The organism is Acetobacter malorum, assembly GCF_001580615.1.
In the GTDB taxonomy this organism is placed as follows: Bacteria; Pseudomonadota; Alphaproteobacteria; order Acetobacterales; family Acetobacteraceae; genus Acetobacter; species Acetobacter malorum.
Map to the genome: position 1 here is coordinate 100,330 of NZ_LHZC01000052.1, position 19,237 is coordinate 119,566.

General features: G+C 59.5%; 19 protein-coding genes. 10 read left to right on the plus strand and 9 right to left on the minus strand.

Annotated features, from left to right (window positions below):
* Window positions 1-69 precede the first annotated feature (69 nt).
* From AD930_RS10285 to rho, 4 genes are all read left to right on the plus strand, one after another.
* The gene (locus AD930_RS10285; protein ID WP_167375172.1) at window positions 70-975 is read left to right on the plus strand and encodes a DUF4349 domain-containing protein; all 906 of its coding nucleotides are present in this window, start codon (window positions 70-72) and stop codon (window positions 973-975) included.
* Between the two features lie 146 nt (window positions 976-1,121).
* The gene (locus AD930_RS10290) at window positions 1,122-2,294 is read left to right on the plus strand and encodes a magnesium transporter CorA family protein (protein ID WP_061492208.1); all 1,173 of its coding nucleotides are present in this window, start codon (window positions 1,122-1,124) and stop codon (window positions 2,292-2,294) included.
* On the plus strand, window positions 2,291-2,851 hold the full coding sequence (locus AD930_RS10295; RefSeq protein WP_061506161.1) for a hypothetical protein: 561 nt from the start codon (window positions 2,291-2,293) through the stop codon (window positions 2,849-2,851). The genes AD930_RS10290 and AD930_RS10295 overlap by 4 nt, the downstream gene beginning before the upstream one ends.
* 222 nt (window positions 2,852-3,073) lie before the next feature.
* Window positions 3,074-4,369 (plus strand): transcription termination factor Rho, encoded by a 1,296-nt coding sequence (gene rho / locus AD930_RS10300; protein ID WP_043551267.1) that lies wholly within the window; start codon window positions 3,074-3,076, stop codon window positions 4,367-4,369.
* 47 nt (window positions 4,370-4,416) lie between these two features.
* Here rho and AD930_RS10305 read toward each other — a convergent pair whose 3' ends face one another.
* Complete coding sequence (locus AD930_RS10305; protein WP_061492210.1) at window positions 4,417-4,689, minus strand: sulfurtransferase TusA family protein; 273 nt, start codon at window positions 4,687-4,689, stop codon at window positions 4,417-4,419.
* A gap of 216 nt (window positions 4,690-4,905) precedes the next feature.
* On the opposite strand from AD930_RS10305, the gene AD930_RS10310 reads away from it, so the two are divergent.
* The 4 genes from AD930_RS10310 to AD930_RS10325 all read left to right on the plus strand — a co-directional run bounded on the left by AD930_RS10310 (window position 4,906) and on the right by AD930_RS10325 (window position 8,739).
* Window positions 4,906-5,328: a Fur family transcriptional regulator gene (locus tag AD930_RS10310; protein ID WP_043551396.1), complete on the plus strand. Its 423-nt coding sequence runs from the start codon at window positions 4,906-4,908 to the stop codon at window positions 5,326-5,328.
* The gene (locus AD930_RS10315; RefSeq protein ID WP_043551268.1) at window positions 5,325-6,173 is read left to right on the plus strand and encodes a GNAT family N-acetyltransferase; all 849 of its coding nucleotides are present in this window, start codon (window positions 5,325-5,327) and stop codon (window positions 6,171-6,173) included. The genes AD930_RS10310 and AD930_RS10315 overlap by 4 nt, the downstream gene beginning before the upstream one ends.
* Before the next feature lie 168 nt (window positions 6,174-6,341).
* Complete coding sequence (gene lnt / locus AD930_RS10320) at window positions 6,342-7,904, plus strand: apolipoprotein N-acyltransferase (protein WP_156476982.1); 1,563 nt, start codon at window positions 6,342-6,344, stop codon at window positions 7,902-7,904.
* A 370-nt stretch (window positions 7,905-8,274) separates the two neighbouring features.
* Entirely contained in the window at window positions 8,275-8,739 is a 465-nt protein-coding gene (locus tag AD930_RS10325) for a helix-turn-helix domain-containing protein (protein ID WP_061506163.1), read from the plus strand.
* Window positions 8,740-8,781: 42 nt separating this feature from the next.
* Here AD930_RS10325 and AD930_RS10330 read toward each other — a convergent pair whose 3' ends face one another.
* Window positions 8,782-9,564, minus strand: a complete 783-nt coding sequence (locus tag AD930_RS10330; RefSeq protein ID WP_061506164.1) for a DUF2076 domain-containing protein — start codon at window positions 9,562-9,564, stop codon at window positions 8,782-8,784.
* A gap of 230 nt (window positions 9,565-9,794) precedes the next feature.
* On the opposite strand from AD930_RS10330, the gene AD930_RS10335 reads away from it, so the two are divergent.
* Both AD930_RS10335 and glyS read left to right on the plus strand, forming a co-directional pair.
* Window positions 9,795-10,679 (plus strand): glycine--tRNA ligase subunit alpha, encoded by an 885-nt coding sequence (locus AD930_RS10335; protein WP_061492225.1) that lies wholly within the window; start codon window positions 9,795-9,797, stop codon window positions 10,677-10,679.
* Window positions 10,680-10,683: 4 nt separating this feature from the next.
* Entirely contained in the window at window positions 10,684-12,744 is a 2,061-nt protein-coding gene (gene glyS / locus AD930_RS10340; RefSeq protein ID WP_061506165.1) for a glycine--tRNA ligase subunit beta, read from the plus strand.
* A gap of 163 nt (window positions 12,745-12,907) precedes the next feature.
* On the opposite strand, the gene AD930_RS10345 is transcribed toward glyS, so the two are convergent.
* The 7 genes from AD930_RS10345 to dapB all read right to left on the minus strand — a co-directional run bounded on the left by AD930_RS10345 (window position 12,908) and on the right by dapB (window position 19,235).
* A complete protein-coding gene (locus tag AD930_RS10345) occupies window positions 12,908-13,240 on the minus strand; it encodes a tRNA-binding protein (RefSeq protein ID WP_061506166.1) in 333 nt (110 codons plus the stop codon).
* Between the two features lie 145 nt (window positions 13,241-13,385).
* Window positions 13,386-13,553 carry a DUF1328 domain-containing protein gene (locus tag AD930_RS17430; protein WP_043551274.1) on the minus strand — a complete coding sequence of 56 codons (168 nt, stop codon included), beginning with the start codon at window positions 13,551-13,553 and terminating at the stop codon, window positions 13,386-13,388.
* A 131-nt stretch (window positions 13,554-13,684) separates the two neighbouring features.
* Window positions 13,685-14,416 (minus strand): hypothetical protein, encoded by a 732-nt coding sequence (locus AD930_RS10350; protein WP_244150564.1) that lies wholly within the window; start codon window positions 14,414-14,416, stop codon window positions 13,685-13,687.
* A 150-nt stretch (window positions 14,417-14,566) separates the two neighbouring features.
* On the minus strand, window positions 14,567-16,144 hold the full coding sequence (gene purH / locus AD930_RS10355; RefSeq protein WP_061506168.1) for a bifunctional phosphoribosylaminoimidazolecarboxamide formyltransferase/IMP cyclohydrolase: 1,578 nt from the start codon (window positions 16,142-16,144) through the stop codon (window positions 14,567-14,569).
* A 93-nt stretch (window positions 16,145-16,237) separates the two neighbouring features.
* Window positions 16,238-16,951, minus strand: coding sequence for a tRNA (guanine(46)-N(7))-methyltransferase TrmB (trmB, locus tag AD930_RS10360; protein ID WP_061502183.1), 714 nt, complete (start codon window positions 16,949-16,951; stop codon window positions 16,238-16,240).
* Window positions 16,952-16,965: 14 nt separating this feature from the next.
* Window positions 16,966-18,153: a methionine adenosyltransferase gene (metK, locus tag AD930_RS10365; protein ID WP_043551280.1), complete on the minus strand. Its 1,188-nt coding sequence runs from the start codon at window positions 18,151-18,153 to the stop codon at window positions 16,966-16,968.
* Between the two features lie 287 nt (window positions 18,154-18,440).
* Entirely contained in the window at window positions 18,441-19,235 is a 795-nt protein-coding gene (gene dapB / locus AD930_RS10370) for a 4-hydroxy-tetrahydrodipicolinate reductase (protein ID WP_061506202.1), read from the minus strand.
* Between the last annotated feature and the right edge of the window lie 2 nt (window positions 19,236-19,237).

The following is a 19,237-nucleotide window of genomic DNA, read 5'->3' on the forward strand; positions in this document are numbered from 1 at the left end:
ACCCTCCGAATTTCAGCAAAGTGTCCTCATTCCATGCCATATAATCCGCTCAAAACGTCCGGTTTGTTTTTGGCCCGACACCCTTCACGCGCCGTCCTGCCGCTCTGCGTGGCTCTCCTCGCCCTGAGCGCGTGCAAGGAAGAAAAGCACCACAACCAACCCGAACTCATGGTTGCCTCACCGGCTCCGCCACCCAGCCCTGCAGGCGGTGCGGGCTCCGCAGCCACGCAGCAGGCCAGTCTGGCTTACAGCCACAGCATGACGGTTCGGGTGCCGCTGGGATCTTTCGATAAGCATTATGCCGATCTCAGGGATGCCTGCCTGCACGACCAGACGCTGCATTGCCTCCTGCTTTCAGCCCTCATTGAACATGATGGTGCTGACGATCAATCGCCCATAGCGCATGTCGAGGTGAGGCTGCCTCATGATCAGGTGTCCGTCTTCATCGCCCGTGCACTGCACCCGCTGGCGGGCGACAAACCGGGCGATGTGCAGGCTATCCGCCAGTCTACACGGGCAGAGGATCTGTCTCAGCCCGTTGCGGACGCCACCACCCGCAATGCCGAGCTTGAGAATTACCGTACCCGGCTGACAGAACTCAGCAAAAGACCGGACACCAAGGCTGCTGACCTGATCCAGATTGAGCGCGAACTGGCCCACACGCAGGCCGAAATTGACAACACCGCCACCAGCCTGCGCGACATGAATACCCGGATTGATACGGAAAGCCTCTTCATCGCTTTCCAGAGTATCGCGCCGGAGAAGCAGACGAAGCCTGCAAGCCCGATCCGCGATGCACTGGCGCAATCCGGCTCTCTCTTTATTAGCAGCCTTGCTGACGTCATCCGATTTGTATTTGGTGCCTTGCCATGGGTGCCGGTCGTCCTTGGTGGGGCGGCCATTCTTCGCTTTGCGGGGCGACGGTGGAAACGCATACCCTTCCGCTGGCCGTGGGACCGTACGCCGCGCGCTTAAATCACAGCCGGGCGGGAAGGTGGAACGAGGCTTTTCCGCTATTCAGGACTGTCACTTGTCACTGCCCGCCGGTCTGGTCATATTTCCTGCGCCCGTGTGTCAGCGGTTCGCAAGAGTGACAAAACGATACGCCCGAGGAGAATTTCATGTTTCTGGCCCACAAGCCCGGTGCCCCCGCACGGGCGATTGAGAGTGAGGCCGACGCCCACGGCGTAGCATGGATTGACCTGCTGAACCCGACCCCGCAGGAGCAGGACCTTGCCGCCAAAATCTGCGGCCAGCCCCTCCCCACACTGGATGACCTGAACGAGATTGAAAGCTCCTCACGCATCAGCGTACGCAATGGGGCAGCCTTCCTCTCCACTCCTCTGCTCAAAAAAACGGGGCTGGAATTCGAGGCCTTCCCGGTTGGGTTTGTGCTCACGGCGGAACGGCTCGTCACCATTCGCTATCAGCCCTACCCTTCCTTTGAGAATGTGGCGCAGCTTGTGGCCGAGCACACCCTGCCGCCCGCGCCAGCCACCACGCCGGCCCCCAGCATGGTTCTCACGCCGGAGCAGAAAGAAAGCGATGCCGCAGACGCCAGCGGGCAGGCACAGACTCTGGTGCCAGCCCCCATTGGCCCCGGCGAGGTGCTGGTGGCACTTATTGAAACCATTGTGGACCGGCTGGCTGATATTCTGGAAAGTGTCGGCATGTTGCTGGACAAGCTTTCCAAGGACATTTTCAAACGGCGGCAGAACATGCCCAAGGTGCGCAGCGTCGCGGCATGGCAACGCGAATTGCTGGAACGTGTCGGCAGTTCGGGCGACCTCTGCTCCCGCGTGCGGGACTCCCTGCTAGGGCTGGAGCGCATCACCATCTTTCTGAGTGAAAGTAAAAAGGACGCCATGGCCCCGGCCTCTGGCCTGCCCATTACGTCCCGCCGTTTTGAGGCAGGTGTCACCACCATCCCGACCGAAAATGCGCCTTATGCGCTGTCCGGCGCGCTCCGGTCCCGCATGGCAACGGCCAACCGCGATCTCTCCTCCCTGAGTGATTACGTGTCTCAGGCCGCCAGCAAGGTGGAATTTCTGCTGGATGCCACGTTGGGCTTTATCAGTATTGAACAGAATGGCGTGATGAAGGTGCTGACCGTTGTCAGCTTTATCGGCGTGGCCCCCACCCTGATTGCCGGGGTCTATGGCATGAACTTCAAGGATATTCCGGAACTTAACTGGTCCTTTGGCTATTGGTATTCACTGGGGCTTATGGCGGCCTCCGTCGGGTTGCCGCTCCTGTGGTTCTGGCGCAAAGGTTGGCTTGGAGGCATTAAATGATACATCGCACCCTGTTTTCCCGCCTGCGTGGTTTAGTGCCTGCAGGTGCAGCCTGCCTGCTCAGCCTTGCCGCCACCCAGACCGGACACGCCGCCGGGACCAAGACAAATCCGGCCATCAGTCAGGCTGGCTATCAGGCAATCTTCAACCAGCTGATCGCAGAACCGCTGCGCTATGGCGGACTGTCCTCCGCACACACCCGCCGCATTCTGGTCGGCCTGCATCAGACAGGCCCGGGCACCGTAGCGGGTGAAATGATGCGGCTGGATTCCGCCATGCGGCCCGTGGATGCCGGGCCGGTGAGTGGCACCCTCATACCCACCACGTCCGCACAGCTGAGCCATTGCCACCTGAAAGTGACGCTCTCTGACCGGGATATCCTGCTGGATGGCCCCTGCTCCGCCACGCTGCTGTCGGGCGCGCTGACTTCCCGCCCCAAACCGAGCCAGCTCTGGTCTCAGGTGACAAACTTTATCTCGCCCGATACCTCCGTCTCGCAATACTGGCTGAGCCGGGACACATGGCAGGCGGCCATCACACCTGCGCCAGCGCCCTAAGCGCCTGTAAAGTCTGGTTGACGAACCAGACTTGCGGATTTATTCTCCGCCTCCAGAACTGGCTGACTTCACCTGTCCAGTGCTTTCCCTCATGTCAGGATCATCCTGCTATCCGGGCCGCCGTGGCGCACCTCTGCTGTGACACGCCGTGTTTTCGGGCTTTGCGCAAGACTGATCCGGACCTCCCCATTTCTGAACTACTGCCAGTCAGGGCATTCCTAAATGCATCTTGCGGAACTCAAGGCCAAATCTCCGGCCGATCTTCTGGCCTGTGCCGAAGACCTGAATATTGAAAACGCATCATCCCTGCGCAAGCAGGACATGATGTTCGCCATTCTCAAGGCGCTGGCCGATAACGACCAGGCGATCTACGGTGATGGCACACTCGAGATCCTGCATGACGGGTTCGGTTACCTCCGCTCTCCCGAATCAAACTACCTCCCCGGTCCGGATGATATTTATATCTCCCCCGCTCAGGTACGCCGCTTTGCGCTGCGCACGGGTGATACGGTTGAAGGGCAGATCCGCGCCCCGCGGGATGGCGAACGCTATTTCTCGCTTCTGAAAATCAACAGCATCAATTTTGAAGCGCCTGAAGCCGTCCGGCACCGCATCAATTTTGATAACCTTACCCCGCTCTACCCTGAGCGCCGCCTGCAGATGGAAGTGGAAAGCGCTGCCCCGCCGGTGAGCGAGACCAAGGGCAAAAAAGGCAAAAGCACGCAGGATTTCACGCCCCGCGTGATTGATCTGGTAGCCCCCATCGGTATGGGCCAGCGTGCATTGATTGTGGCCCCGCCGCGCACCGGTAAGACGGTCATGCTGCAGAGCATTGCCTCCTCCATTTCCGCCAACCACCCGGAATGCTTCCTGATCGTGCTGCTCATTGATGAGCGCCCGGAAGAAGTGACCGACATGGCCCGCTCGGTGCGCGGTGAAGTGATTTCCTCCACCTTTGATGAACCGGCCCACCGCCACGTGCAGGTGACGGAAATGGTGCTGGAAAAAGCCAAGCGTCTGGTGGAACACAAGCGCGATGTGGTCATCCTGCTGGATTCCATCACCCGTCTGGCCCGCGCCTACAACACCGTTGTGCCGTCATCCGGCAAGGTGCTGACCGGTGGTGTGGACGCCAACGCGCTGCAGCGCCCCAAGCGCTTCTTCGGTGCGGCCCGTAACATTGAAGAAGGCGGCTCTCTGACCATTATCGCCACAGCGCTGATTGATACCGGCAGCCGCATGGATGAAGTGATCTTTGAAGAGTTCAAGGGCACGGGTAACTCCGAGCTGATCCTTGACCGTAAACTGGCTGACAAGCGCACCTTCCCCGCGATTGACATCACCAAGAGCGGCACGCGTAAGGAAGAAATGCTGGTGGACCGCGCCACCCTGTCCAAAATGTGGGTGCTGCGCCGTATTCTGGCCCCCATGGGCACGATGGACGCCATGGACTTCCTGCTGGACAAGCTCAAATACAGCAAATCCAACAACGACTTCTTCGAGGCCATGAACAACTAAGTCTCAGGCCCCGGGACCGTTATCAGACCTCGCATTGGCGGCTGTGTTCAGCCTGCCGGTGTGGGGTCTTTTTTCTGGATCGTCAGCACCACGCTCCCATCTGCTTCCGTCTGCTCGGACAGCACAGAATGCCCAAGTGCGAGCACAGACCGGCGGACATTTTTGTGGGGTTCCTCGCCCTTCAGCCGCACAGCAAGCAGGCCGCCCGGCGGCATAGCGTCCAGCGCGAGGCGGGTGCGCACAAATGTCATCGGGCATTTTTCATGCGTGATATCGAGCATGAGCGTTTCAGGATGAGACGGGTCTGCTGAGTTTTTCATGAAGCGTTCTCCTCGGGGCCACAGCGCTGGTGGCAGAAACCATTTGAAATCAGAGCTTAAAAAACCTCTGCGTGTGTGTAAAATTGGACAACCTCCCCCCTTTTCGGCTACCTGATGTTTCATGAATGCAGGTGGTAACAAGCAGGATTTGCACCCTTGAAATCACAGTCGACAGAATCGCGGATTGCGCAGCTGTGCATCGAACATGGCCTGAAAATGACGGGGCAGCGCCGTGTCATTGCACGCGTTCTGTCGGACGCTGATGACCATCCCGATGTAGAAGAACTCTACCGCCGCGCCTCAGCGCTGGATTCCCGCATTTCCGTGGCCACGGTCTATCGCACCGTGCGCCTTCTGGAAGAAAAAGGCATTCTGGAACGGCGGGACTTTGGCGGCGGACGCGCCCGCTATGAAGCCACCGAACATGGCCGCCACCATTACCATCTGATTGATGTTGATAATGGTAAGGTGATTGAGTTTGAAGACCCTGAGCATGAAGAGCTGATGCGCCGCGTTGCAGAACGGCTGGGGTTTGATTTTGTGTCCATGCGCCTTGAACTGTTTGGCAAAAAGCGCCCGCAGACCCAGCAGGCAGGCAAAACGGCCCAGACCGCAAAACGCAAAGGAGCAGCCTCATGAGCGCGGACCAACTGCCGGCAGGCTCTCTTTCCACGCTGGATCTGGAACGCAAGGGCTTTCCTGAACTCCGGGGCGGCAACCTGAGTGTGCGGATTGCCTCCACCGATGATGAGCGCGATGCCGCCCAGGCCCTGCGTTACCGCGTGTTCTATGAAGAAATGGGCGCGCACCCGGACGCAGAAACCCTGCGCCTGAAGCGCGATATTGATGAGTTTGATGCCGTAGCCGACCACCTGCTGGTGATTGACCACGCCATTGCCTCCGATGCGCGTGGCGTGGTGGGCACCTACCGCCTTGTGCAGGGCGATGCGGCTGCAAAGATCGGTCGGTTCTACTCCGCCAGCGAATACGATATTTCTCCCCTGACAGAATTTCCGGGGCGTCTGCTGGAAGTCGGTCGTTCCTGCGTGGACAAGGACTATCGTGGCCGGGCCGCCATGCAGTTGTTGTGGCGCGGCATTGCGTCCTACATTTTCCTGCATCGCATTGACGTTCTGTTCGGCTGCGCAAGCCTGCCGGGCACAAACCCGGACGCCATTGCGAACGAGCTGACCTATCTCTACCACAACCATCTGGCACCCCCGGCCCTGCGGGTCAAAGCCCTGCCGGAACGGCGCGTGGACATGCTGCGGGTAGATCCGCATTCCATCGACTTCCGTAAGAGTCTGGCGCGCCTGCCGCCGCTCATCAAAGGCTATCTGCGTCTTGGCGGTTATGTGGGTGATGGCGCGGTGATTGATCCCCAGTTCAACACAACAGACGTTGCCGTTCTGGTGAAAAGTGAACTGCTGGCAGATAAATATTACCGCCATTATGAACGCCGCCTGCGCGATGCGCTCGACTGAGCAGCGTTTTCAGCCTGACCCGGCGTTTCCTGCTCTTCTCTTGCCCGGCTCTCCCGCACCGTGCTGAGCCGACTGGCGTTCTGGCGCACCTCTAAAACCCGTGCCTCTGACGAAGCCCTGAAAGAGCGACGGCAAAACCGGATAGCCCGATGGCGTCAGGCTGGCCTGATGCTGGGCATGGGCGTGCTATCGGCACTTGCCCTGCCGCCGGTCCATTTCCTGCCCATTCTGCTCATCACCTTTCCTGCTCTGGGCCGGGTGCTTAATCGGGCTCCACACTGGAAAAACGCCGCCTGGGCTGGTGCTTTGTTCGGGTTCGGCTTCTACGCTGCCAACCTCTACTGGCTGGTCAATGCGGTCATGATCCGCGCAGAAGAGTTCTGGTGGTTTGTGCCATTTCCCTCTCTGGGCTGCGCGCTGATTCTGGCCCCAATGGTTGCTGCCCCGGCGGCGCTGTGCCGTCTGGCCCCGGCGGGCCCCCGTCGCATTCTGGCCTTTGCGGCAAGCTGGACCCTGTTTGATATGGGGCGCGTCTTCCTGTTCAGCGGGTTTACGTGGAATCCACTGGGCAGCAGTCTCGCAATCCCCGGAACAGTGGGGGATGTGTTCATTCAGCCCGCTGCGTGGATTGGCGTGGATGGCCTGACCTTTTTTGTCGTTCTCGGTGCACTGTTTGGCGGCGAAGCGTTGCAGGATGCCTTCCGCGCCCGCGCTGGTCGCCCCTGCCAGCTTTTCCCGCGCCGGGCCGACCGCATCCGGGTCGCAGCCTGTGCGGCCCTTATTATTACCATTAGCCTGACAGCCAGCATGGTGCGCCTGAAAACTGTGCATCCTGCGGGAGAGCCGGGGCCTATTACCGTGCTGGTGCAGGGCAATGTGCCGGAGACGGAAAAAGTCGGGCACCTGAACCCGCGTGATATTTTCATGCGCTACCTACATCTGACGGCAGATGGCGTGCTGCAGGCGCGCGACCAGCGCCCTCACCCCGCTTTTCCTGATGCCATTACCCGCCCAATCGTCTTTTTATGGCCGGAAACCTCCTTCCCCGGTTCCAGTCTGTTGCAGGACAGTCCGCGTGCCCGCCAGATTATTATGGAATGGGCACCGGGTGCGGATGCCGGACTGATTGGCGCTCTGCGTGTAGGGGAAGACGGACGCTACCGGAATTCGGTTCTGGCCCTAACGCCCAATGGCGATATTGCCGCCTTTTATGACAAGGCCCGGCTGGTGCCGTTTGGCGAATACCAGCCACCGTTCATCCCGCTGCAAATTGTCCCGCAAGGCGGCATGGCGGCTGGCCCCGGCGCACAGACATGGCACCTGCCGGGCATCCCCGCCGTGGGGCCACTGGTCTGTTATGAAGTGATTTTCTCCGGCCTGACCATAGACGAACATGACCGCCCCCGCTGGCTGGCCAATGTGACAAACGACGGCTGGTTTGGAGACAGCGCAGGCCCCCGCCAGCATCTTTCATCCGTCCGGCTACGCGCTGTGGAAGAAGGACTCCCCATCGCCCGCGCCGCCAATACCGGTATTTCCATTGCCTATGATGGCTTTGGGCATGAACTCGCGCGCCTTGGCTGGGGGAAAACCGGCACACTGGTTGTACCTCTGCCCGCAGCACTCCCCACTCCCCTGTTCGCACAGTATGGCCGCAGCCTTCCTGCTCTGTTGAGCCTTGCTGCTTTTCTTGCGGCTTTGATCCGCCCACGGCGAAAGCTGAAAATGTAAGTGAGATAAAATAAATATTTCTTTAGCTTTAAGCCAATTTTCAGACAAAATTTCTTTTGCCGTTTGCCTTCATGCGCTAATCATCACTCTGTAAATCCTTTCAAGAACAATGCATTGATGATTGAATTTTCCAAACATACGGCCTGTTATTACTCTTCTGATTTTTTATATTATTCAGTACCAAAAATATATTTTTGAAATTTGACAATGGTTACATGAGCAGCCCTGAAATCTTTAATAAATGGTTTATAAACCGTTACCAACTGGTTTATAAAAAGCTCTCATTTCTTTGGTGAGAAACTGCGTGACAGAAACAGCCTCCCTTTTCCCTGCCCAAAAGACCTCTACCCCACGGGCAGGTTTGGTTGACATGCATGTCGGACGTCGTATCCGGCTGCGACGCACGCTTTTGGGACTATCTCAGGAAAAACTGGGGGAGGCTCTCGGCATTACGTTTCAGCAAGTGCAGAAGTATGAACGCGGCACCAATCGGGTCGGTGCTTCCCGTCTTTATGATCTGGCCGCCGCTCTGGATGTGCCGATCAGCTTTTTTTTTGACGATATGCCTGCGTCTGACCAGCTCCCCGGGCCTAAACCCAAATCCACTTTGCATAGTGGGTTGTCACAAACCCGGAAGCCTTTTGAAACTCCATTCCAGACCGGAACAGACTCTGTTTTCTCAGATCAGGAAGCTTCTCTGTTTTCCCGCAAGGAAACCATTGAACTGATCCGCGCCTATTACCGCATTCCCGACGCCATCGTCCGCAAACGCGTGCTGGAGCTGGTGCGCTCCATGGCTCCAACAACCGGGACCGAAACCGACCCAACATCCTGAACAAAAAAAGGGGCGACCAAAGCCGCCCCCTTTGGGTCAGTCTCAGAACTCCTGATCGCCACCCCAGTCACCACCGCCAGCGTCTCCACCAGCATCGCCGCCCCAGTCATTGCTTCCGGCATCAAAACCCTGATCAGCAGAGGTTCCGGCTCCGGCAAACGGGTCTACCCCGGCACCATCCCCATAATTGTTGTTGATCACGGTCTCGCTCGGCTGGCCTGCGCCCCATCCGCTATCAGCCCCGCCACCATGATGACCACTGAACAGATCTGTCAGCGCGTTGGCTGCCAGCATGCCCCCGGCGACACCCGTTGCGGTTGAAAGTGCGGACCCCAGAAAGCCCGAACCACTGCGGAACATACCCGGCTGCGCCCCATAAGGCAGCGGCTGCGGCTGGTATTGCGGCGGCATGGCAGCAGGACGACCACCCCAGCCCGGAGGTGCGGACTGTTGCGGCTGAGCCTGCGGACCACGCTGACCGCCCCCAAACAGGCCACCCAGAAAACCACCGCCACCAGCAGGTTTCTGCTGCGCCTGAGACTGAGCCTGCTGCAAGGCCTGCTGGGCTTGCTGAAGCTGGAACTGGAGCTGCTGAATACGGTTCTGCGCTTCAACCAGTGCCATTTCCTGCACCACCGCCATCTGCGTAATACGATAGCGGGCTTCCGGGTATTGCTGGAATTCCTGCGCCAGGAATTTATCCGCATCCGGGTCTATCGGCGGCAGATTAGGCTTCGTGCTGGGCACGCTTCCAAAACCGGACTGGGACGCACCGCCCACTCTGGCTACAAATTTCGCAATGAGGTCGCGTTCCTCGTTGGTCATCGTCTCTTTTCCCTGCCTGCGGCATGTGCTGCCAGCCTGATGCACTGGTTTGCATAAGATAGCACTAGTCTGGCTAAGATGTGGCGAGGCGGCAAGAGCGTTGCAAGAGGAGAGCTGCAGGGAGTTGCATGCCTTCTCTTCCTGAATGCGCAGCGCCCCTGTATGGTGTGCCCCGCCGTGCGCGCTCTGCGCACATCCTGACTGTCCTACTGCGGAGTTTCACCCTGACCATGGACCCGGCGTCTCCCCGCCCTACCGAGCGGCCTCTTTCTTTTCAGGACCTGATCCTGACCCTTCACCAGTTCTGGTCAAAGCAGGGGTGCGCCATTCTCCAGCCCTATGACCAGGAAATTGGCGCGGGCACGCTTTCCCCCCACACCACACTGCGGGCGCTGGGCAGCACACCGTGGAAGGCTGCCTATGTGCAGCCCTGCCGTCGGCCGTCCGATGGTCGCTACGGGGAAAACCCCAACCGGCTCCAGCATTATTACCAGTATCAGGTGCTGCTGAAGCCCACGCCGGAAGAAAGCCAGAAACTCCTGCTGGACAGCTACCGCGCCATCGGGATTGACCCGGACCGGCACGATATCCGCTTTGTGGAAGATGACTGGGAAAACCCGACCATCGGCGCATGGGGTCTGGGCTGGGAAGTCTGGTGTGACGGGATGGAAGTCACCCAGTTTACCTACTTCCAGCAGGTAGGCGGTATTCCGGTCGTCCTGCCTTCCACGGAGCTGACCTACGGGCTGGAACGTCTGGCCATGTATGTGCAGGGCGTCGAGAACGTCTATGACCTCGATTACAACGGGACCGGCCTGACCTACGGCGATGTCTTTCTGCGCGCCGAGCAGGACTATTCCCGCCATAACTTTGAGCTGGCGGATACGGAACTGCTGTTCCGCCACTTTGCCGATGCAGAAAAAGAAAGTGCTGCCCTGGCGGAAGCCGGTGTGGCCCAGCCTGCCTATGACCAGTGCCTGAAGGCCAGCCATCTGTTCAACCTGCTGGATGCGCGCGGCGTGATCAGCGTGAGCGAGCGCGCTGCCTATATTGGCCGTGTGCGGACGCTGGCAAAACTGTGCTGTGAGACCTGGCTGGCTGGCGAGGACAAATAAGATCATGCCCGAACTGCTGATAGAACTTTTTTCAGAAGAAATTCCCGCCCGCATGCAGCAGCAGGCTGGCGAGCATCTGCTGCGCCTGCTGTCTGACGCACTGGCCCCGCTGAACCCGAAAGACGCTGTGGCCTATACCGGTCCGCGCCGTATTGCCGCCTCCTGCACGCTGGACGCCAACGTGCCCGGCCGCACAGTGTCTGAACGCGGCCCGCGTGAAAGCGCGCCGGAAAAGGCTCTGCAAGGCTTCACCCGCAAACACGGCGTGACGCAGGATGTCCTGACCCTGCAAAACGGCTTCTGGGTGCTGGAGCGGGAAGAACCCGCCATCAGCGCCAAAGAGCATATTGCCGCCATTATGCCGGACCTGCTGCGCCGCTTCCCATGGCCGAAATCCATGCGCTGGGGCCAGGGGAGCGCGTTTACGTGGGTGCGTCCGCTGCGTCGCATTCTGTGCATTCTGAACGGTGAGACTGTGCCGTTCTCTCTCGCGCAGGGTGACGATAACGGCCACGACCTCCAGTCTGGCAACCAGACAGAAGGCCATCGCTTCCTTTCCCCGGGTGCTGTGACTGTCAGCAGTGCGGCGGAATGGCAGGACACACTCAAGGCCCGCCATGTGCAGGTGCATGCGGCAGACCGTCGGGAAACCATTGTTACAGGCCTCACGGCCCTTGCCTCCTCCGAAGGTCTGGCCCTTGTGCCGGATTCTGGACTGGTGGATGAAGTCGCCGGACTGGTGGAATGGCCGGTGCCGTTCCTTGGCCGGATTGACGAGAAATACATGGATCTGCCCGCCGAGGTGATGCAGGTCTCCATGCGCGTCAACCAGCGCTATTTTGCCCTGCGCAACGGGGATGGGTCCGCTGCCCCGCGCTTTGCCTTTGTGGCCAATATTGTCCCGGCAGATGACGGCACGCTGATTGTGACCGGCAATGAGCGCGTGTTACGCGCCCGTTTTGCAGATGCACGGCACTTCTGGGATCTGGACCGCAAACAGACCCTCGCCTCTCGCCTGAGCGCGCTGGATGCCATTACCTTCCACGCCAAACTTGGCAGCCAGGGTGACCGGACACGCCGCATGGTGCGTCTGGCCGGGCTGATTGCCCCGATGGTTGGCGCGCCTAAAGCTGACTGTGAACGCGCAGCCGAACTGAGCAAAACGGACCTGACCACCGGCATGGTGGGGGAATTCCCGGAACTGCAGGGCGTGATGGGTGGCTATTACGCACAGCATGACGGCGAAACGCCTGCAGTCTGTCAGGCCATTAGCGAGCAGTATATGCCGCGCGGCCCGGGCGACACCGTACCGACCGCTCCGGTTTCTGTCGTGCTGGGACTAGCTGACCGGTTTGACATGGTGGCCGCGTTCTTTGCCGCCGGTGAAAAACCGTCCGGCTCGGGCGACCCCTTTGGTCTGCGCCGCGCGGCTCTGGGCATTATCCGCCTGATCCGTGAGAACGGCCTGCGTCTGGATCTGGTCAAGCTGTTCCTGCTGGCGGCTGAAGCTCTGCCGGAAGCCCTGCGCGATGCGCCGGATCTGGCTCAGCTGCCGCAGTTTATGGCGGAGCGCCTGCGTGTTCAGCTGCGCTCGGAAGGTGCGCGGTATGACTGCCTCGCCGCTATTTCCACCGGCAATACTGATACGGACATCACCCGCCTTCTGGCCCGCGCACAGGCGCTGGAAACCATGCTGGAAACGGAAGACGGCAAAAATCTGCTGGCTGCCACCCGTCGCGCTGCCAACATCCTACGGATTGAAGATCGCAAGGATGGCCCGCATGAAGGCGCGCCGGACCCGGCCCTGTTTACCCAGCCGGAAGAACAGGCTCTGGCCGCCACGCTGGACCGGGTTGAACCCGCTGTTGAAAAGGCGTTTGCAGAAGAACGCTTTACCGACGCTATGCGGGAAGCCGCCAGCCTCCGCGCACCGCTGGATAAGTTCTTTGAGGACGTCACCGTCAACGCACCGGACGCCCCGCTGCGCCTCAACCGCCTGCGGTTGCTCGCACGTCTGGGCCGGATGATGCGCCTGATTGCGGATTTCAGTCAGATTGAAGGGTAAGCGCCCTTCAATCTAAATATGTGCTGAACAGAGAAAGAGAGACGTGGTAGTTGCTGCGTCTCTCTTTTTTTATGAGCCACCGGATGTATCGGTCACGGGGTTCATGGACCATCGAGACTTTATCGCTCGCATGGCTGCGCCCGGCAGATTTTTTAGCGCGGCCTCAACTGAGCCGGGTGCCGTTGGGCACAGGCCTTTCCAGCGCCGCCAGCACGACGCCGTTTTCCGTTTCAAACCCTGAGAGCAAGAACTCGGAACGAAACGGCCCGATCTGCTTTTCAGGAAAATTGATAATCCCGATAATCTGCCGTCCGATAAGGGTTTCCGGCGTGTAGAGGCGCGTGACTTGTGCGCTGGTTTTACGCTCCCCATACGGCCCAAAATCTACCCAGATTTTATAAGCAGGCTTCCGCGCTTCCGGAAACGGCTCTGCACGGAGGATAGTCCCCGCCACAACCATCACCTTTTCAAAATCTGACCAGCTAATCTGTTCCATAGGGTCCTCTTTTGCGCCTGAAAGCCTGAGCTTTTTTAAACAGTCCCGTTAAAGGCAGACCCATAAAAAAAGCGTGTAGCCTGATGGGGCCACACGCTTTTTTATTGTTAATCAGCCACGAAGGCTTTTGGGGATAAGCCCCGTGCTATCTGGGTGTGCGGCCAAAGAAGAAGCTGACCACCAGCAGCACCACAAAAATAAACAGCAGAATTTTAGCAACACCAGCAAAGCTGGACGCGGCACCGCCAAACCCAAACAGGGAGGCAATCAACGCCAATATCAGAAAGGTCAGAACCCACCGTAAAATAGCCATCTCGTCTCTCCTTAAGAACTCCGTAGTTGCTCCGGAAGAGCACCCCGGCTTTACGCTTCCCCCAATCCAACGCAGGAAGACTCAAAAAGTTCTCTCGGTTGAGAAACGAGATATGTATTCAAACGCGCCTGTTAGTGGCCTTCAGACCCCGGAATGATGTCATACCCGGCACTGCCCGGCGCCGGACCCGGCGGGGGCGCATTGCCTACAGCAACTCCAACCATCTGGTTGGAGGCGGGGCCGATTTCCCGCGCGTCAATTGCAACGCCCAGTTCCCCGCTACTACCTGTGCCCACAGCATAAAGCGTCTGACCCGGCTTGAGCCAGGCAGCCAGACGCGTGGCCTCACGCGGGGGGAGATAAATAACGGAATGGTCTTTTAGCACCGCGCCGTTCAACTGGCCGTCCAGATCATAGAGCGGCATCCAGACTTCGCCATGCAGCACCAGATCAGGCCCGGCGATCATCTCGGTAGACTGGCGGGGCATGGCAATAAAAGTGTCCTGCATGCCCCGGCCACGCGGGCTGGTGAGGCCAAAAGCGCGGATAATGGGGAGCGTGCGGCCTTTCAGACCACGGATATCCACCGTATCACCGGGTTTAATCAGACCGGCCAGCGTATGGCCCTGATCCGGGGAGATGAACACCTGCGTGCCATCATGCAGAATGAACCCGACCACACTGCCGTGGGAGGAGGGCAGAAACTGCGCGACCTGCCCGTTAAAATGCGGCAGGCCTGAGAGGTCATAAACCCCGTCAGCTTCCTTTTCCGTCACCGTCTGGTGAGAAGCAAAGCTTGCCGCATTCTGCTGCCCGGCGGGTGCCTTATGGGCAGGGGCCGCGACGGCTACAGAAGAAGCCAAAAGGAAAGCTGGAAGGGAGAACAGATGGCGCATGGATCAACCGACTAGAGAAATCTGGCCTGAGGCTTTACGGACTTCAGGCCAGAATAAGGAAGACTGTGCGCCATTGTTCGTCAGGAACGCGCGTCCGGCAAGAGCCGGAAAAGCGTGTCAGTGGCGGAAATGACGCATACCAGTAAAGACCATGGCAATGCCCGCGGCATCCGCAGCAGCAATCACCTCATCATCGCGGATGGAGCCACCCGGCTGAATCACAGCGGTCGCTCCTGCGGCCACAATGGTTTCCAGCCCGTCTGCAAACGGGAAGAACGCGTCAGACGCAGCCACTGATCCCTGCGTGAGCGGTGCATCCAGCCCAGCAGCCTTGGCGGCTTCCCCGCTTTTGCTGGCGGCGATACGCGCGGAGTCAACACGGCTCATCTGGCCAGCGCCAATCCCAACCGTGGCATCGTTTTTGGCATAGACAATGGCGTTGGACTTCACGTGCTTGGCCACACGGAAGGCAAAGATCAGGTCTTCCATTTCCTGCGCGGACGGAGCGCGTTTTGTCACCACACGCAGGGACTCGGGTTTAATCTGCCCGTTATCCCGCGTCTGCGCCAGGAAACCACCGGCTACAGACCGCACAACCACACCAGAGGCTGCTGCATCCGGCAGGCCGCCCGTCAGCAGCAGGCGCAGGTTTTTCTTGCGGGCCAGAATGGTTTTAGCCTCTTCATCCGCATCCGGAGCGACGATGACCTCAGTGAAAATGCCAGCGATTTTGGTCGCGGTTTCTGCGTCCAGCGTGCGATTGAGGGCAACAATGCCACCAAAGGCCGACACAGGGTCACAGCGCAGCGCGCTGTCCCAGCAGGCAGACAGGGTGTCACCCACAGCCACACCACACGGGTTGGCGTGTTTGACAATAACCACAGCGGGGCGGTCAAACTCGGCCACGGCTTCAAACGCCGCATCGGTATCGTTGATGTTATTGTAGGACAGAGCCTTGCCCTGCACCTGCACAGCCGTCGCCACACCGGGCCGTGTGCTGCCATCTTTGTAGAAGGCAGCCTGCTGATGCGGGTTTTCACCATAACGCAGCACTTCCGCCCGCTGGCCCGCCAGCACAAAGCGTTCCGGCAGCGTGTCCTGCGCCTGTGCAGCAAACCATGCGGCAATGGCGGCATCATAGGCAGCGGTACGGGCGTAAGCAGCACCAGCATAGGCACGGCGCTGTTCAAGCGTGCTGCCACCCTGCTCCAGAGCCCCAATCAGCCCGGCATACTGCGCGGTATCGGTCAGCACCACCACGTGGCCGTGGTTCTTGGCTGCGGCGCGGATGAGCGCGGGGCCACCAATATCAATATTTTCAATGCAATCTTCAGCGCCAGCGCCGGAGGCGACCGTTTTTTCAAACGGGTAGAGATTGACCGCAACCAGATCAATCGGAGCAATCTTGTGCTCTTCCATCTGAGCGACATGAGCGGGCAGATCGCGCCGCCCAAGAATACCACCGTGGATCTGGGGCACGAGCGTTTTCACGCGGCCATCCAGAATTTCCGGGAACCCGGTGTGATCTGACACCTCGGTGACGGGAAGACCAGCTTCACGCAGGGCGCGGGCAGAGCCACCTGTGGAAAGGATTTCCGCACCGTGCGCAACCAGCGCGCGACCGAGGTCAAGAAGCCCCGTTTTGTCGGAAACAGAAATTAACGCGCGGCGCACGGGTTGCGTCGTCTGGCTCATGGTCGGACCTTTCGCACGGCTAAACCTGATTTCAAAGCGGCTCATTAGCCAACAAGCCGCCCAAGAGCAACCTTACGCGCCGCGGAAAAGGTCTTAACGGCGCGTAAAGGTCCAGTAGAGCGGCTGGCGGCCTGCTGCGATGGCTTTCGCTTCGTAACGGGTGGGGAACCAGCCTTCCGGCCGTTCGGAAACGGGCGGCGGGGCTTCAAAAAACGATTGCGCCGCCATGACTTCCTCAACCCATGCCTGATAGGTCGGATCATCACTCGCAACGCGCCACACAGCACCGGGCTTGAGCACGCGGGCCACGAGACTGACGTTTTCCGGATGCATGAAACGCCGCTTGGCATGACGCGCCTTGGGCCACGGGTCCGGGAACATCAGGAACAGTCGGTCCACGGAGGCATCCGGCAGCGCACGCAGCAGCACGCGGGCATCGTCATCCCACAGGCGCAGCATGTCGGGGATGGCAGACGTTGCTTCCTCTCCAACCGGCACAAAGCGGGTCAGCAGGGAGCACAGGCCGTTATCAAAAACTTCAGAGGCAATATAGCCAACATCGGGGTGGGCATTATGCTGCCCGACCACGTGTTCCCCGCCACCAAATCCGACTTCAAACCAGATTTGCTGAGGCGGGCGGCCAAAGGCTGTGGCCGGGTCCGCTGCGCGATCCAGCGGAAAGCGCAGACGGGGCAGCGCCTCATCTAAAAGGCGCTGCTGACGGGGACGCAGCGAATGGCCGCGCGGTCGCCCATAAAGTCGTTCGGGCGACGGCTTAACGTCCGGTGCGCGTACTTCCTCCGTCATCGTGTCGTCAGACCTTAGCGGTTGAAGGCGCCACGCAGGGCATCCACCAGATCGGTGCGCTCCCACGTAAAGTCATCACGCGCATCGTCCGGCGTACGGCCAAAGTGACCATAAGCAGACGTCTGTGCGTAAATCGGGCGGTTCAGACGCAGGTGCTTACGGATACCACGCGGGGAAAGGTCCATGACCTCACGCAGCACGGCACCCAGACGGGCTTCGTCCACATCCTTGCCGGTGCCATCCAGATCCACATACACGGACAGCGGATGAGACACGCCAATGGCGTAGGACACCTGAAGCGTGCAACGCTCTGCCAGCCCAGCGGCCACAACGTTCTTGGCCAGATAGCGGCAGGCATACGCTGCAGAACGGTCAACCTTTGTGGGGTCCTTACCGGAGAATGCGCCGCCGCCATGCGGCGCTGCACCACCATAGGTGTCCACAATGATCTTACGACCCGTCAGACCGCAGTCACCATCCGGACCACCGATGACGAAGATACCCGTCGGGTTGACGTAGAACTCGTCTTCCGGCGGCATCCAGCCTTCCGGCAGCACGTTGCGCACAATGTCACCCAGTTCTTCACGCAGCTTCTGCTGGCTTACGCCTTCATCATGCTGGGTTGAGATCACCACGGACGTGGCGCCAACGGGGCGACCGTTGGAATAGCGCAGTGTGACCTGGCTTTTCGCATCCGGCTGCAGGCCGGCTGCACGCGGGTCACCCGCACGGCGCAGATCACGAATTTCGTGCAGGATGCGGTGTGCATAATAAATGGTGGCCGGCATCAGAGTGTCGGTCTCAGTGGACGCGTGGCCGAACATGATGCCCTGATCGCCAGCGCCTTCATCTTTCTCGCCAGCGCTGTCCACGCCCACTGCAATATCAGCGGACTGAGCATGCAGGTAGTTCGCCGCGTCAGCCGTACGCCAGGAGAACCCTTCCTGATCGTAACCAATGTCCTTCACCGCATCGCGCGCAGCCTGAATCAGGCCTTCGGATGTGATGGAAGAAGGGCCGCGAACCTCGCCAGCCAGGATGATCCGGTTTGTGGTCACCATGGTTTCACAGGCCACGCGGGCTTCCGGGTCCGCTGCAAGATAAGCATCCAGAACAGTATCGCTGATCCGGTCCGCAACCTTGTCGGGATGACCTTCGGAAACAGATTCCGAAGTGAACAGGAAATCGCCGTCTTTACGCATGATGGTGCCGTCTGCCCCACGCACTAGTGAATTAGGAATTGTGACCGCCACCTTAAGAAAAGGCGACGGGATCGTGTGGCGGAATAGTGGCCGATGGTCAAGTGTATTGCGGCTATGCAGCCATCAGGACCATAGTTTTGCTGGCCTGCAGCGGGCATTTTTCCAGTATTTTGCAGACCTTATTCTGCGGCACAGACCGCAGAATTCAGCCCTTTAGAAGCGGATAAAAGAAAAAATCACGATGGGAAATGTAAATAAGGAAGGAACTTAAAAAAAGTGCAATGCCCTCAGCAGGGCGGCAGGCCAAGCACCTCTTCCATGCCGTAATACCCGGCAGGACGGTCCTGCACCCAGAGGGCGGCCCGCACCGCACCGGTGGCAAACACGCGCCGGTCAAACGCCCGATGGGTCAGGGTGATCTGCTCATCCGCAGAGGTAAACAGAACCTCGTGCTCTCCCACAATCTGGCCGCCGCGGAGCGCTGCAAACCCAATGGCACCCGGCTTGCGCGGGCCGGTATGGCCGTCACGCCCGCTCTCCTTCACGTCGACCAGCGCCACGCCACGGCCTTTTGCCACGGCCTCACCAATGGCCAGCGCGGTGCCGGACGGCGCATCGACTTTCTGCCGGTGGTGCATTTCCACAATCTCGGCATCATAAGACTCGGCGGGAAGCGCCTGCCCCATCATCTGCGCCAGCCGACGCACCAGCGTGACGCCAGCGGAGAAATTGGCTGCATGCACAACCCCGATGGTCTCCGCTGCCTTCAGGACAGTCGCCTGTTGCGCCTCGGAAAGCCCGGTGGTGCCCAGCACCCACGCAGTATCATGGTCCGCCAGAGCCTGCGCATGCGGGATAGCAGTGTCTGCATGGGTAAAATCAATCACCACATCACTCACAGCAGCCAGCCCGGCCATGTCCGTAAACAGAGCAAGTCCTTCCGGCAGGCCGGTCGCTTTCGCTTTATCGCGCACGGTGCCACCTGCCAGCACGGCGCCCGCAGCCTGCACCTCTTCCACCAGCAAACGACCCACGCGCCCGGTAATCCCGGCAATGCCGATACGCAGCCCTTGATCTGTCATGC

Excerpts from the sequence above, each read along its gene's own strand:
- AD930_RS10290 (WP_061492208.1), top strand. The coding sequence starts at position 1,122 with ATGTTTCTGGCCCACAAGCCCGGTGCCCCCGCACGGGCGATTGAGAGT.
- AD930_RS10295 (WP_061506161.1), top strand. The coding sequence starts at position 2,291 with ATGATACATCGCACCCTGTTTTCCCGCCTGCGTGGTTTAGTGCCTGCA.
- rho (WP_043551267.1), top strand. The coding sequence starts at position 3,074 with ATGCATCTTGCGGAACTCAAGGCCAAATCTCCGGCCGATCTTCTGGCC.
- AD930_RS10305 (WP_061492210.1), bottom strand. The coding sequence starts at position 4,689 with ATGAAAAACTCAGCAGACCCGTCTCATCCTGAAACGCTCATGCTCGAT.
- AD930_RS10310 (WP_043551396.1), top strand. The coding sequence starts at position 4,906 with ATGACGGGGCAGCGCCGTGTCATTGCACGCGTTCTGTCGGACGCTGAT.
- AD930_RS10315 (WP_043551268.1), top strand. The coding sequence starts at position 5,325 with ATGAGCGCGGACCAACTGCCGGCAGGCTCTCTTTCCACGCTGGATCTG.
- lnt (WP_156476982.1), top strand. The coding sequence starts at position 6,342 with ATGCTGGGCATGGGCGTGCTATCGGCACTTGCCCTGCCGCCGGTCCAT.
- AD930_RS10325 (WP_061506163.1), top strand. The coding sequence starts at position 8,275 with ATGCATGTCGGACGTCGTATCCGGCTGCGACGCACGCTTTTGGGACTA.
- AD930_RS10330 (WP_061506164.1), bottom strand. The coding sequence starts at position 9,564 with ATGACCAACGAGGAACGCGACCTCATTGCGAAATTTGTAGCCAGAGTG.
- AD930_RS10335 (WP_061492225.1), top strand. The coding sequence starts at position 9,795 with ATGGACCCGGCGTCTCCCCGCCCTACCGAGCGGCCTCTTTCTTTTCAG.
- glyS (WP_061506165.1), top strand. The coding sequence starts at position 10,684 with ATGCCCGAACTGCTGATAGAACTTTTTTCAGAAGAAATTCCCGCCCGC.
- AD930_RS10345 (WP_061506166.1), bottom strand. The coding sequence starts at position 13,240 with ATGGAACAGATTAGCTGGTCAGATTTTGAAAAGGTGATGGTTGTGGCG.
- AD930_RS17430 (WP_043551274.1), bottom strand. The coding sequence starts at position 13,553 with ATGGCTATTTTACGGTGGGTTCTGACCTTTCTGATATTGGCGTTGATT.
- purH (WP_061506168.1), bottom strand. The coding sequence starts at position 16,144 with ATGAGCCAGACGACGCAACCCGTGCGCCGCGCGTTAATTTCTGTTTCC.
- trmB (WP_061502183.1), bottom strand. The coding sequence starts at position 16,951 with ATGACGGAGGAAGTACGCGCACCGGACGTTAAGCCGTCGCCCGAACGA.
- metK (WP_043551280.1), bottom strand. The coding sequence starts at position 18,153 with ATGCGTAAAGACGGCGATTTCCTGTTCACTTCGGAATCTGTTTCCGAA.
- dapB (WP_061506202.1), bottom strand. The coding sequence starts at position 19,235 with ATGACAGATCAAGGGCTGCGTATCGGCATTGCCGGGATTACCGGGCGC.